General features: G+C 68.3%; 13 protein-coding genes. 7 read left to right on the forward strand and 6 right to left on the reverse strand.

The genetic code is table 11. The features are described from left to right. Window positions 1-41: 41 nt before the first annotated feature. Window positions 42-914: an alpha/beta fold hydrolase gene (locus ACZ50N_RS20385; RefSeq protein ID WP_464473633.1), complete on the reverse strand. Its 873-nt coding sequence runs from the start codon at window positions 912-914 to the stop codon at window positions 42-44. Window positions 915-951: 37 nt separating this feature from the next. On the opposite strand from ACZ50N_RS20385, the gene ACZ50N_RS20390 reads away from it, so the two are divergent. After that, a complete protein-coding gene (locus ACZ50N_RS20390; protein ID WP_464473634.1) occupies window positions 952-2,823 on the forward strand; it encodes a propionyl-CoA synthetase in 1,872 nt (623 codons plus the stop codon). Between the two features lie 72 nt (window positions 2,824-2,895). Further along, a complete protein-coding gene (locus tag ACZ50N_RS20395) occupies window positions 2,896-3,363 on the forward strand; it encodes a DUF4383 domain-containing protein (RefSeq protein ID WP_046363133.1) in 468 nt (155 codons plus the stop codon). Between the two features lie 78 nt (window positions 3,364-3,441). Here ACZ50N_RS20395 and ACZ50N_RS20400 read toward each other — a convergent pair whose 3' ends face one another. From ACZ50N_RS20400 to ACZ50N_RS20420, 5 genes are all read right to left on the reverse strand, one after another. Beyond that, window positions 3,442-4,383 carry a Ppx/GppA phosphatase family protein gene (locus ACZ50N_RS20400; protein WP_464473635.1) on the reverse strand — a complete coding sequence of 314 codons (942 nt, stop codon included), beginning with the start codon at window positions 4,381-4,383 and terminating at the stop codon, window positions 3,442-3,444. Beyond that, window positions 4,380-4,871, reverse strand: a complete 492-nt coding sequence (locus ACZ50N_RS20405) for a DUF501 domain-containing protein (RefSeq protein ID WP_464470135.1) — start codon at window positions 4,869-4,871, stop codon at window positions 4,380-4,382. The genes ACZ50N_RS20400 and ACZ50N_RS20405 overlap by 4 nt, the downstream gene beginning before the upstream one ends. Beyond that, window positions 4,864-5,544, reverse strand: coding sequence for an FtsB family cell division protein (locus tag ACZ50N_RS20410; RefSeq protein ID WP_464473636.1), 681 nt, complete (start codon window positions 5,542-5,544; stop codon window positions 4,864-4,866). The genes ACZ50N_RS20405 and ACZ50N_RS20410 overlap by 8 nt, the downstream gene beginning before the upstream one ends. A 3-nt stretch (window positions 5,545-5,547) precedes the next feature. Beyond that, window positions 5,548-6,837 (reverse strand): phosphopyruvate hydratase, encoded by a 1,290-nt coding sequence (eno, locus tag ACZ50N_RS20415; RefSeq protein WP_046363104.1) that lies wholly within the window; start codon window positions 6,835-6,837, stop codon window positions 5,548-5,550. 66 nt (window positions 6,838-6,903) lie between these two features. Next, window positions 6,904-7,653, reverse strand: coding sequence for a lytic transglycosylase domain-containing protein (locus tag ACZ50N_RS20420; protein WP_464473637.1), 750 nt, complete (start codon window positions 7,651-7,653; stop codon window positions 6,904-6,906). Window positions 7,654-7,819: 166 nt separating this feature from the next. Between ACZ50N_RS20420 and efeU the strand changes: the two genes are divergently transcribed. The 5 genes from efeU (at window position 7,820) to ACZ50N_RS20445 (ending at window position 12,866) form a co-directional block, all read left to right on the forward strand. Then, complete coding sequence (gene efeU / locus ACZ50N_RS20425) at window positions 7,820-8,743, forward strand: iron uptake transporter permease EfeU (RefSeq protein WP_046363102.1); 924 nt, start codon at window positions 7,820-7,822, stop codon at window positions 8,741-8,743. Continuing rightward, window positions 8,740-9,897: an iron uptake system protein EfeO gene (efeO, locus tag ACZ50N_RS20430; RefSeq protein ID WP_046363101.1), complete on the forward strand. Its 1,158-nt coding sequence runs from the start codon at window positions 8,740-8,742 to the stop codon at window positions 9,895-9,897. Before efeU ends, efeO begins: the two co-directional genes overlap by 4 nt. After that, window positions 9,878-11,188 carry an iron uptake transporter deferrochelatase/peroxidase subunit gene (efeB, locus tag ACZ50N_RS20435; RefSeq protein ID WP_464473638.1) on the forward strand — a complete coding sequence of 437 codons (1,311 nt, stop codon included), beginning with the start codon at window positions 9,878-9,880 and terminating at the stop codon, window positions 11,186-11,188. The genes efeO and efeB overlap by 20 nt, the downstream gene beginning before the upstream one ends. A 143-nt stretch (window positions 11,189-11,331) precedes the next feature. Then, window positions 11,332-11,961: a TetR/AcrR family transcriptional regulator gene (locus ACZ50N_RS20440; protein ID WP_048423687.1), complete on the forward strand. Its 630-nt coding sequence runs from the start codon at window positions 11,332-11,334 to the stop codon at window positions 11,959-11,961. Next, window positions 11,958-12,866, forward strand: a complete 909-nt coding sequence (locus tag ACZ50N_RS20445) for an SDR family NAD(P)-dependent oxidoreductase (protein WP_464473639.1) — start codon at window positions 11,958-11,960, stop codon at window positions 12,864-12,866. Before ACZ50N_RS20440 ends, ACZ50N_RS20445 begins: the two co-directional genes overlap by 4 nt. Window positions 12,867-12,873: the final 7 nt, after the last annotated feature.

A 12,873-nucleotide genomic window follows, 5' to 3' on the forward strand; every position in this document is an offset into this window, starting at 1 on the left:
GGTGCGGGCTGATCTTTGACGCCGAGCAGACGCGGGGAGAACTAGCGGGGCGGGATCTCGTTGGCGAGGTCGATCAGCCTGGCGCGCACCAACTCCGGCTGTTCGTCGAGGATGAAATGGCCGCCGTCGACGAGCTCCAAGGTGTAGTCGTCGGCGCGGGCGGTCTCGACGGCAGCGAGCGACGGATGGATCGCGAGATCGTTGCGGGCGAACAGCGCCCGCGTCGGCACCGTCGACCACCGCCGCTCCGGGTTGCGGCTCCCCTCGCGGGCCTCCCGCAGCAGGAACGTCCGGTACGTGTCGCGTGCGGTGCGCGCCACCATCGGATCGCGGAACGCGTCGGCGTACACCCGGGCTGTCTCACGGTCGAGGTTCGGTGCGGCCAGCCGGAAGATCACCCGCTCGAGATACGGCGTGCGCCGCTGCAGCGGCACGCCGATCGACGCCACGAACGGCTGATAGATCGCGAACCGCCACAGGTGCGGCGCCAGCGCCTTGGCCGAAATCCACGGGTGCGGGATGTTGAGCACCAGATAGCCGTCGATTCGCTCGGGCACCCGCAGCGCCAGCAGATGGCCGATGAAGCCGCCCCAGTCGTGACCGACGAGCAGCACGTGCTTCAGACCCATCGCATCCATCAGCGCCACCAGATCGCTGACCACGTCCTCTTTGGCCCACTTGTGCGGCGCGGGGCCCGACCAGCCGTAGCCGGGCAGATCAGGCGCGATGATCCGCAGACCGGGCGGCGGATCGGCGAGCAGGTCGCGGTACGCCCAGTGGTGCTGGGGCCAGCCGTGCAGCGCGAGCACCGGTCTGCCGTCCTCGGGTCCGGCCTCGGTCACGTGGAAACGGACACCACGCGCGGTCACGTGACTGCGGCGGACCCCTCCGATCGGAGGGGGTTGGTTCGTCATGCCCCTGAGACTAACGGGGAGGGTTTACGGTGCTGCTATGCCCGGGTACCGCGACCTGTTCGACGCCAGCATCACCGACCCCGAAGCCTTCTGGGCCGACGCGGCCACCGCCGTCACCTGGACTCGCGCCCCGCAGCGCATCCTCGACGACAGCCGGCCGCCGTTCTACCGCTGGTTCCCCGACGCCGAACTCAACACCTGCGCCAACGCCCTGGATCGCCACGTCGAAACCGGCCGCGGTGAGCAGGCCGCGCTGATCTACGACTCCGCGGTCACCGACACGCAACGCACCTACACCTATCGCGAATTGACCGATCACACTGCGCGATTCGCCGGTGCGCTACGCGATCTCGGCGTCGGCCAGGGCGACCGGGTGATCATCTACATGCCGATGATCCCCGAGGCCGTGATCGCGATGCTGGCGTGCGCGCGACTGGGCGCGGTGCACTCGGTGGTCTTCGGCGGATTCGCACCCCACGAGCTCGCCGTCCGTATCGACGACGTGCAACCGGCCGTGATCGTCTCGGCATCCTGCGGGATCGAGCCGACACGAATCGTGGAATACAAGCCGATGCTCGACGCCGCGATCGGCATGTCCGAGCACCCACCGCGGCATTGTGTTGTCGTACAACGGGACACGCATCGCTGCGAGCTCATCGAGGGCCGCGACCTGGACTGGTCCGACGCGATGGCCGCCGCGAGCCCCGTCGACCCCGTCCCCGTCGCCGCCACCGATCCGCTCTATGTGCTCTACACCTCCGGCACCACCGGCAAACCCAAGGGCATCGTGCGCGACAACGGCGGCCACGCCGTCGCGCTGCTGTGGAGCATGAAGCACATCTACGACATCGCCCCCGGCGACGTGTTCTGGGCGGCCTCAGACGTGGGCTGGGTGGTCGGCCACTCCTACATCGTCTATGCCCCACTGCTTCTCGGCGCGACGACCGTGCTGTACGAAGGCAAACCCGTCGGCACCCCCGATCCGGGCGCGTTCTGGCGGGTGATCTCCGAACACGGCGTCAAGGCATTGTTCACCGCACCCACCGCGATCCGGGCCATCCGCAAGGAGGACCCCGAGGGCGCCTACGTGAGCGAATACGACCTGTCCACACTGAAATACCTGTACCTCGCTGGTGAACGCCTCGACCCCGACACCTATCACTGGGCCGCCGAGAAGCTCGGCGTGCCGGTGATCGATCACTGGTGGCAGACCGAGACGGGCTGGCCGATCGCCGCCAATCCCATGGGGACAGAACAGTTTCCGATCAAAGCGGGCTCACCGACCGTCCCGATGCCCGGCTTCGACGTGCACATCCTGCGCGAAGACGGCAGCGGCTGCGCCCCCGAGCAGGAAGGTGCCATCTGCATCCGGCTGCCGCTGCCGCCGGGCACCCTGCCGACGCTGTGGCACGCCGACGCGCGCTACGAGCAGTCGTACCTGTCCGAATACCCGGGCTACTACCTCACCGGCGACGGCGGCCACTTCGACACCGACGGCTACCTGTTCGTAATGGGACGCATCGACGACGTCATCAACGTCGCCGGACACCGGCTGTCCACCGGCGCCATCGAAGAGGTGCTGGCCACCCATCCCGCGGTCGCCGAATGCGCGGTGATCGGGGTGCCCGACGAGATCAAGGGGCAGGCGCCGCGCGGGCTGGTCGTGGTCAAGGCCGGCGCCTCCACCGACGGGCTGGCCGCCGAGCTGGTCCAGCTGGTGCGTGACGAGATCGGCGCCGTCGCCGCGTTCCGGCTCGTCGACGTCGTCCCCGCCCTGCCGAAGACGCGGTCGGGCAAGATCCTGCGCAAGACGATGCGCGGGCTGGCCACCGGCCGCGACGAACCCGTCCCGTCGACCATCGAGGACCCGACCGTGCTGGAGAAGCTGGGTCCGATCCTGCGCCCCTGAGGTGTTATCCCGGCGCGCAGCGGGGTACCTCTTCAGCACGCACGTCAATATGACGACGTGAAGGAGGACCGCATGGCGGACAAGCCCAAATACATGGCGGTGCAGGGCGCGGCACTCATCGTGGCCGTCGCCTTGACCGTCATCGGGGTGCTCGGATTCATCCCCGGCATCACGTCGGGAATCGACCGGCTGACCTGGGCCGGTCAGCAGTCCGGTGCCCTGCTGTTCGGCATGTTCCTGGTGTCGGTGTTGCTCAACGTCGTGCACATCGTGGTCGGTGTCGCGGGGTTCGCCGGGGCGCGCAGCTACGCCGCCGCCCGCGCCTACCTGCTCGGCGGCGGCCTGATCTATCTCGGGCTGTGGCTCTACGGGCTGCTTGTCGAACGCGGTAGCAACGCCCACGTCATTCCGCTCAACGGCGCCGACAACTGGTTGCACGCAGGCATCGGGGCGGTGATGGTGCTCCTCGCCGTCACGCTCGCCGGCCAACACGACCCCACCAAGCGTCGCTCGCGGGTCCGGCGCGCCGCCAGCCACTGAGGGCTCACCTGCGTCGAGTGCACGCATTCTGATGGATTTCGGCCGATTTCCGTCAGAAACCGTGCATTCGGCGGCGAGTCAGGCGATCGACAGCGCGATCCCGTCGAGGATGTCGTGCTCGCTGACCAGCAGCGAGTCGATGCCGGCCCGCTCGCCGAGCACCGCAGCCAACTCCGTCACGATCAGCGCGCCGCCACCGATCACATCGACCCGGCCTTCGTGCATGGGCCCCAGCACGGCGCGCTGGGCGCGCGTCATAGCCAGCAGCTCAGCACAGACCGGCAGCAGATCGTCGAAGCCCACCGACGACAGGTGGATCGCGTCGGAGTCGTAGGTGGTCATCTTCCGCGCCAACGCGGCCAACGTGGTCATCGTGCCGGCGACGCCCACCCACGTGCGGGCCTGCTGCACGGGCACCACCGAGAGCACCGTCTCGAGAGCCTCACGCACCACAGCGCGCGCCGCGTCGATCTCCTCATCGGTGGGCGGATCGGAATGCAAGCACCGCTCGGTCAACCGCACGCACCCGATGTCCGCCGAGTACGCGGCCACCACATCGTCGGAGCCGAGCACCACCTCGGTCGAGCCGCCACCCAAGTCGACCACCACGAATGGTGCTGCCGCCGAATCCAATTCACCGACCGCACCGAGGAAGGACAACCGCGCCTCCTGCTCGCCGGTGATCACCTCGGCCACCGTGCCCGGCACCACCGCACCGAGCACCTCGGACGTCATCGCGAAGAACTCGTCCCGATTACCGGCATCGCGCGCCGCCGACGTCGCCACCATCCGCACCGCCGACACCTCGTGGTCGCGCATCAGCGCGGCGTAGGCCTCGAGCGCCGCACGCGTGCGGGCCAGCGCCTCGGGCGCGAACTCGCCCGTGGCGTCCACCCCCTGCCCCAGCCGTACGATCCGCATCTCGCGGTGCACGTCGGTGAGCCGCCCGTCGGAGACGTCAGCGATCAGCAAGCGGATCGAGTTGGTTCCGCAATCCACCGCCGCCACCCTGGCGCTCATCTCCACACCTCCGGATCGAGAATGCCGGCCATCTCCGGCTCGGCCGCCAGCAGCGCCAATGCCTCGTCGCCGAACGGATTGACGCCCGGCCCCTTGGCCAGCGCGTGGGCGATCACCACGTGCAGACACTTGACCCGGTCCGGCATCCCACCCCCGGAGAACGTCGTGCCCAGCGGCTCGATCGCGTCGCGCTCCGCCAGGTACGACTCGTGGGCGCGGCGATACGCCGCGGCCAGCTCCGGGTCGTCGACGAGCCTTTGCGTCATCTCGCGCATCAGCCCCGACGATTCGAGCCGGCTCGCCGCCGCCGTCAACGCCGGATGCGTCAGGTAGTACAGCGTCGGAAACGGCGTGCCGTCGGGCAGTTTCGGCGCCGTCTTCACCACGGCGGGATCCCCGTCCGGGCAGCGGTAGGCGATCTCGAGGACGCCGCGCGGCTCACGGCCCAACTGCCGCGCGACGATCTCGAGATCCGTCGGCTCAACCACCGGGCGCCGCAGGGGGAGGTGGAGGCGGCGGCGGAACGGGTGCAAGCGGTGTCGCCGGTGAAATGCCGTGCGGCGCATCGGCGATCGTGTGCCACAGCGCTGTGTACCAGGGATCGGAGCTCGCCGCGGGACCTGCACCCTGCGGCGCCTCCGCCGACTGCGTGGCCCCGGCCGGCAACTGCACCTGATACGGGATCTCCCCCGGCATCACGAAACCCAGCCGTTCGCGCGCCTGCGCGGCAATGAAGACCGGATCGGCCAGCTTGGCCTTCTGCGCTTCCAGATCGGCGATCTGATTCCGAAGTTGGGATTCCGACGCCTGCAGCTGCTTCATCTCGGTGCGCTGGCTGAAGTACGTGCGCACCGGCCCGGCGATGGTCAACGTCAGCACGCAGACCACCGCCGCCAGGATCGCAGCGCGACGCGCCGTGGAACCGAACCGCTGATCGGCCGAGGCCTGCATGGACGCAGCGATCGACGCGCGGATCGACGTAGGCGGGGCGTCCTGTTCGACGTCGGCGGGCGCTGACTCGTCGACACCCTCGGACACCCGTGGTTCCGCCGCGCTGCGCTCACGACGACCCGTCGCGCCCGGCTTGGCCCGCCCGGGCTTACCCGGCCCGGCGGGCCGAGAGGTGCGCCGCCGAGGGTCGGGCCGTTTCGCTTCGGGCACAGGCTATTTCGCTCCGCCTTCGAATCGCGGGAACGCCAGGTCGCCTGCGTAGCGGGCCGCGTCACCGAGTTCTTCCTCGATGCGCAGCAGCTGGTTGTACTTGGCGACGCGCTCGCTGCGGGCCGGGGCGCCGGTCTTGATCTGGCCGCTGCCGACCGCCACCGCGAGGTCGGCGATCGTGGTGTCCTCGGTCTCGCCGCTGCGGTGGCTCATCATCGTCTTGTAGCCGGCGTTGTGCGCCAGCGACACCGCGTCCAGCGTCTCGGTCAGCGTGCCGATCTGGTTCACCTTGACCAGCAGCGCATTCGCGGCGCCGCGCTCGATACCGTCCTCGAGCCGCTCGGGATTGGTGACGAACAGGTCGTCGCCGACCAGCTGCACCCGGTCACCGATGGCAGTGGTGAGTGCGACCCAGCCGTCCCAGTCGTCTTCCGACAGCGGATCCTCGATGGACACCAGCGGGTAGGCCCCGATCAGCTGCTCGTAGAAGGCCGCCATCTGCTCAGCGGTGCGGGTCTCCTTCTCGAACGCGTAGCCGGTGCCCTCGGTGTAGAACTCGGTGGCCGCCACGTCGAGCGCGAGCGCGACGTCGCTGCCGACCTTCAGGCCGGCGGCCTCGATGGCGGTGCCGATCAGATCGAGCGCCGCCTTCGTGCCGGGCAGGTCCGGGGCGAAACCGCCCTCGTCACCCAGACCGGTGGCGAGCCCCTGCTTCTTCAGCACCGACTTCAGCGCGTGGTAGACCTCCGCACCCCAGCGCAGCGCCTCCTTGAAGCTGGGGGCGCCGATCGGCGCGATCATGAACTCCTGGACGTCGACGCCGGTGTCGGCGTGCGCGCCGCCGTTGATGATGTTCATCATCGGCACCGGCAGGATGTGCGCGTTCGGGCCACCCACGTAGCGGAACAGCGGCAGCGCAGCGCTGTCGGCGGCAGCCTTCGCCACTGCCAGCGAGACGCCGAGGATCGCGTTGGCGCCGAGGCGGGACTTGTCCGGCGTGCCGTCCAGATCGACGAGCGCCTGGTCGACGAGGCGCTGCTCGTCGGCCCCGAGGCCGATGACCGCGGGCCCGATCTCGTCGAGCACCGCCTCGACCGCCTTCTGCACGCCCTTGCCGAGGTAGCGCGAACCGCCGTCGCGCAGCTCCACGGCCTCGTGCTCACCTGTGGAGGCGCCTGACGGGACGGCGGCGCGGGCGACCGTGCCGTCCAGCAGACCCACCTCCACCTCGACCGTCGGGTTACCCCGGGAGTCGAGGATCTCGCGGGCTCCGACCTGCTCGATGATGGGCACTACTGCCTCCTTGGTCTTTCCAGGCTTCCTGATCAGCGTGGGAATCAGCACTGAGCCTAGAGGTTGTTACAGCGGGTGTCCTTCGGCGTACGCAGTCGCCCAGTCGCGCACGGTCCGCGCGTACTGATCCGAGTGGTTGTAGGCGTGCAGCGCACCCATCCAGCCGCGCGGTGTGGCCAGGTCCTTACCGCTCCAGCACAGGTAACCCGCGGCCGACAGCGCCGCGTCGTCGATGTTGTCGGCACTGATCTTGCCGTCGTTGTTGGCGTCGACGCCGTAGAGCCGCCACGTCTCGGGGATGAACTGCATCGGCCCCATCGCGCGGGCGAACGGCTCGTCACCCTGGTCCTCGACGGCCGGGTCGTGGCTGACGGAATCGTGGTCGAGGATCTCCAGGTTGCCGCCCGTGCCGTCGAGCAGCACTCCGCGGATCGGCGGCGTGACATCGCCGTTCGGGCTGATCTGTGCGCCTCGGTAGGTGCCGTGATGGCTCTCCACCTGGCCGATGCCCGCCAGCGTCGTCCACTTCAGATGGCAGTCGGGGTTCTCCACCTCGGCCACCCGCGCGGCATAGGCGTAGGCCTCCAGAGCCGTCACCGGGATACCGAGCGCCGGCGCGCGGGCGGACGCCCACTCGTGCAGCGCGTCGGCCGGGCGGCCCTTGGCGTAGGTGTCGATCTGCGGCACCGGGTCCCCAGCGGGGGGCGGCACACCCTCGGGAATCGGGTTGCCGAGCTGCCAGGAACAGCTGGCGCCCAGAAGCAGCGCCGCAGCGCCGATCACGGCCACCGTTCGCAGCCAACGCACCCGTGTCACCGGACTCCTCAACCCCTTCTGGTCTTAGCCATGCTGCCACGCAGCCAAGGACTTAAGACCTATGCCAGGCCGGACGCGGGCGGTGTACATTCACTAAGCGCATCACCAACCAAGGTGAGCCGAACCTTCCTTTGGCTAGCCAAGGCTCAACAATGAGGACGACGCGATGAGCATGAGCACCGACCTGCCGGTCACCATGCATTCGGCCACGCTGGCCGCCTCGCCCGACCTGACCTCGCAGCTGTTCGGCAGCGGTCTGATCGGGGTGCGCGAGGGCCTCGAAGCCGCGATCGTCGTGTCGATTCTCGTCGCGTTCCTGGTCAAATCGGATCGCCGCGACGCCCTCAAATGGGTGTGGCTTGGGGTCGGCGCCGCACTCGCGATGACCGTCACCGTCTTCCTCGTCATCCAGTTCGGCGAGAACACGATCACCGGCCTGGCCGCCGAAGCGATCGCCGGGGTCGCCTCCCTGGTCGCCGTCTGCATCGTCACCACCATGGTGCTGTGGATGCGGCGCGCGGCCGCCGGCATGTCGCGTGAGCTGCGCAGCGACATGGCCCAGGCATTGGAAACCGGTCCACTCGCCGTCGCGCTGCTGGCGTTCTTCGCCGTCGGCCGCGAGGGTGTCGAGACCGCGTTGTTCATGGTCGGCTACGCCGAGGCGACGTCGAACTGGCCGCTGGTCGGCCTGATCGTGGGCGTGCTGATCGCCGGCGCCATCGCCTACGGCATGTACCGCGGGGCGCTCAGCATCAACCTCGCCAAGTTCTTCACCTACACCGGCGTGTTCCTGATCGTCGTCGCCGCCGGAATCCTGTCCTACGGCATCGGCGCGCTCCAGACCGTGGGCTGGCTGCCCGGCCTGGCGTCCAAGGCGTTCGACATCAGCACCTGGTTCAACTGGTCCTCCTGGTATGGCGAAGTGGTGCAGGGCGTCTTCAACGTCACCCCGACCCCCACCGTGTTGCAGCTGGTCGGCTGGCTCGCCTACCTCGCCGTGATCCTGGCGCTGTTCCTGCGCCCCACCCCGGCGCCGACCCGCTCGGCCCCGTCGACTCCTCTCCCCGATCCCGAAAGGTCCACCACGTGAAGGTCTCCCCGTCTGTCGCCGTCCTCAGCACGGCCGTGGCCGCGCTGGCACTGAGCGGCTGCCAGGCCAAAGAGGAGCCGGCCAACGCCGCCGAGGGCAGCGATGCGCCCGCGCAGATCACCGTCACCGCCTCCGACAGTTCCTGCGAGCTGTCCGGCACCGCCGGCAAGACCGGCGCCAACACCTTCGTGGTCACCAACAACGGCAACAAGGTCACCGAGTTCTACGTCTACGGCGAGGGTGAGCGGGTGATGGGCGAGGTGGAGAACATCTCCCCCGGCCTGCAGCGCAAGTTGATCGTGCAGCTGTCGCAGCCCGGCACCTACCAGACCGCGTGCAAGCCCGGCATGATCGGCGACGGCATCCGGGCCGACTACACCGTGACCGGCGACGCCGTCGAGATCGACACCGAGGGCAAGTTCAAAGAGGCCGCCGACAGCTACAAGCGCTACATCAACAGCCAGACCGACGCGCTGATCCCGGCCGTCGAATCGTTCGTCGCCGCGATCAAAGCCGGCAACATCGAGGCCGCCAAGGCCCAGTATCCGACGGCGCGAACCTATTACGAACGCATCGAGCCCGTCGCCGAGTCCTTCCCCGACGATCTCGACCCGCGCATCGACCTGCGCGAAGCCGACCTCGAGCCCGGACAGAAGTGGACCGGTTTCCACCGCCTCGAGAAAGACCTGTGGGTCAGCGGCCTGCAGCCCGACACCAACGCGATCGCCGACCAGTTGGTCGCCGACGTCAAGGAACTCGACGCCGGGGTGAAGGCGCCCGACTACACCATCGACTCCACCCAGATCGCCGGTGGCGCACAGGGCCTGCTCGACGAGATCGCCACCAGCAAGATCAGCGGCGAAGAGGACATCTTCAGCCACACCGACCTGTGGGACTTCAACGCCAACCTGCAGGGCTCCCAGACGGCGGTCGCCTCGGTGCGGCCGATCCTCGACGAGCGCAACCCCGACCTCGGCAAGCGAGTGGACCAGCGGTTCGCCGAGGCCGAGAAGCTGCTCGAGCAGTACCGCAAGGGCGACGGGTTCGTCAGCTACGACACGGTGACCGAGCCGCAGCGCCAGGAGCTCTCCCGGGCGATCGACGCGCTGAGCAAAGAAGTGAGCCAGGTGCAAGGTGTCATCGCACCCCAATGATCCTGTGCCACAGCAGGATTCGACACGACCGGGGCTGAGCAGACGCAAGCTGTTCGGCGCGGCCGGGGTCGGCGCCGCAGTGGTCGGCGCGGCCGGTGCAGGCGCACTGGCCGGCCGCGCCTCGGCAGCCCAGCCGGCCAACCACCTGAACACCGCCGTCGCGTTCCGCGGCGAGCACCAGGCGGGCATCGTCACCGAAGCCCAGGACCGGATGCACTTCGCGACGTTCGACGTGACGACGAACAGCCGCGACGACGTGATCAAGATGCTGGCCGACTGGACCGAGATGGCCGAGCGGATGACGCAGGGCGAGGAGGCATTCGCCAACGGCGCCACCGGCCAGAATCCGTACGCGCCGCCGACGGACACCGGTGAGGCGCTCGGCCTGCCGCCGTCACAGCTGACACTGACGATCGGGTTCGGGCCGTCCTTCTTCCTCAAGGACGGCGTGGACCGGTTCCGGATCGCCGACAAGAAGCCCGCGCAGTTGGTAGACCTGCCGAAGTTCCCGAACGAGAAGATCGACCCGGCCCGCAGCGGCGGCGACATCGTCGTACAGGCCTGCGCGAACGACCCGCAGGTCGCCGTCCACGCGATCCGCAACCTGGCCCGGATCGGCTTCGGCACCGTCGCAGTGCGCTATTCGCAGCTGGGCTTCGGTCGCACCTCCTCAACCAGCCGCGATCAGTCCACCCCGCGAAACCTGTTCGGCTTCAAGGACGGGACGGCCAACCTACGGTCTGACGAGACGGACAAGCTGAACCGGTTCGTCTGGGTCGGCGACGGCGACGGGCCCGCGTGGTTGACCGGCGGCAGCTACCTGGTGGCCCGCCGCATCCGGATGCGGATCGAGCAGTGGGACCGCACCACGCTGCTCGAGCAGGAACGCGTCGTCGGCCGCCAGAAGGGCAGCGGCGCCCCGATGGGTCTGAACGACGAGTTCGACGAGCTGAACTTCTCGCTGACGGACAAGAAGGACAACCCGCTGATCGACGAGCGGGCGCACGTGCGGTTGGCGTCGAAGGACAACCTCGGCGGCATCGAGATCCTGCGTCGCGGTTACAACTTCACCGACGGCTCCGACGGGTTCGGGCACCTCGACGCAGGCCTGTTCTTCATCGCCTTCGTGCGCGATCCGCTGAAGCAGTTCGTGCCGATGCAGAACGCGATCTCGCGCAACGACGCGATGAACGAGTACGTGCTGCCGACGAGCTCGGCGGTGTTCGCCTGCCCGCCGGGGATCCGCGAGGGCGACACGTCGACGTTCTGGGGTTCCACGCTCTTCGACTGAGCACTCCCCCTCTTTCGCCCAAACGACGTTTGGGCGAACTTTCGCGAGAGCATCTCGCCATTTCGTCGACCTCGTCGACCATTGCGCGCTGTACCCGTCCCCGCTAGCCTGTCTGGAACGATCCTTACAGAGAGGCGAACGCGGTGACATCCGCCCGCAACAAGCGTCAGCAACAGGGAGACACGTCTCGAGAGCAGATCCTCGACGCCACCGAACGGTTGATGTCGGCGCAGGGCTACGCCGCGACGTCCATCAGCCACATCCGCAAGGAATGCGGCCTGCCCGCCAGCTCCATCTACTGGCACTTCGGGTCCAAAGAGGGTGTGCTGGCCGCCGTCATGGAACGCGGCGCCGATCGCTTCTTCGCTCAGCTGCCGCGACGCGAGCCGGGCGATCCACACGAACCCGACATCGAGACCCGACGTGCCGCAGCAGCGAAACTGCTTGCCCAACATCCGGATTTCCTCCGGTTGACCTACATGCTGTCGCTCGAGCGAAGCACCGACCCCGCCGTCGATGCAGCCATCCGGCGGGTGCGTGACACCGCCATCGCCGGCTTCCGCGCGGCCATCGCGCCGATGATCCCGGCCGGCGTCGCACCCGAGCGCGCCGAGCGGGTCGTCAACGAACTCGCCGCATTCGCCACCGCGATATCAGATGGGGTGTTCTTCGCTGACCACCTCGAACCCGAGACGACGGACGTCGACCGCATGTACGTCCGCATGATCCAAGCCGTGCAGGCCCTCATTCCCATTCTCTTGGAGGAGACATGACATCACGATCGGTCGTCATCACCGGCGCCAGCGCGGGGCTCGGCCTCGACTGTGCCCGCGCCATCCTCGCCGACGACCCGACCTGGCATCTGGTCCTCGCCGTGCGCGACCCGGCCCGCGGAATGGCCGCCGTAGACGCGCTCGGCGCCCCCCATCGATGCACCGTCCTCCCGTGCGACCTCGCCTCGCTGCGATCGGTCGACGAATTCGTCGACGCACTCACCCGCGCCGATCTGCCGCCCCTGCACGCCCTCGTCTGCAATGCCGGTCTGCAAGTGGTCGACGTCAGTCAGACCACAGCCGACGGCGTGGAAATGACGTTCGGTGTCAACCACCTCGGCCACTTCGCTCTGGTCACAAGCCTTCTCGACGAGCTCGCTGCGCCAGCGCGCATCGTGATCGTCAGCAGCGGCACCCACGATCCGACGAAGTTCACCGGCGGCATGCCCCATCCGCTCTACACCTCGGCCGAGGAGCTGGCACGACCGGGCGACCCGGACGACAAGGACGGGCGACGGCGCTACACCACATCGAAGTTGTGCAACATGCTGTTCGCCTACGAACTGGACCGCAGGCTCTACGCAGGGGCCCGCGGTGTCACCGTGACGGCGTTCGACCCGGGCCTGATGCCGGGATCGGGATTGGCGCGGGAGTACTCCCCCGCACAAAAACTGCTGTGGCGCTACGCTTTTCCGGCTCTTCGTATCCTGCCCAACGTCAACAGCATCGCGGCGTCGGGTCGGCGGCTGGCAGCCCTGGTGCACGACGCACGCTACGAGGGCGTCACCGGAACCTATTACGAGGGCAAGCGCCCCATCCGGTCATCGGCGGACTCCTACGACACGGCCAAAGCCCACGACCTGTGGACGACGAGCGAGCAATTGGTGGCCATTGCGAGAGCGTGATCGAACT

The organism is Mycolicibacterium obuense (assembly GCF_055397605.1).

Coding starts and splice junctions, on each gene's coding strand:
- ACZ50N_RS20385 (WP_464473633.1), bottom strand. CDS start 914: ATGACGAACCAACCCCCTCCGATCGGAGGGGTCCGCCGCAGTCACGTG.
- ACZ50N_RS20390 (WP_464473634.1), top strand. CDS start 952: ATGCCCGGGTACCGCGACCTGTTCGACGCCAGCATCACCGACCCCGAA.
- ACZ50N_RS20395 (WP_046363133.1), top strand. CDS start 2,896: ATGGCGGACAAGCCCAAATACATGGCGGTGCAGGGCGCGGCACTCATC.
- ACZ50N_RS20400 (WP_464473635.1), bottom strand. CDS start 4,383: ATGAGCGCCAGGGTGGCGGCGGTGGATTGCGGAACCAACTCGATCCGC.
- efeU (WP_046363102.1), top strand. CDS start 7,820: ATGAGCATGAGCACCGACCTGCCGGTCACCATGCATTCGGCCACGCTG.
- ACZ50N_RS20445 (WP_464473639.1), top strand. CDS start 11,958: ATGACATCACGATCGGTCGTCATCACCGGCGCCAGCGCGGGGCTCGGC.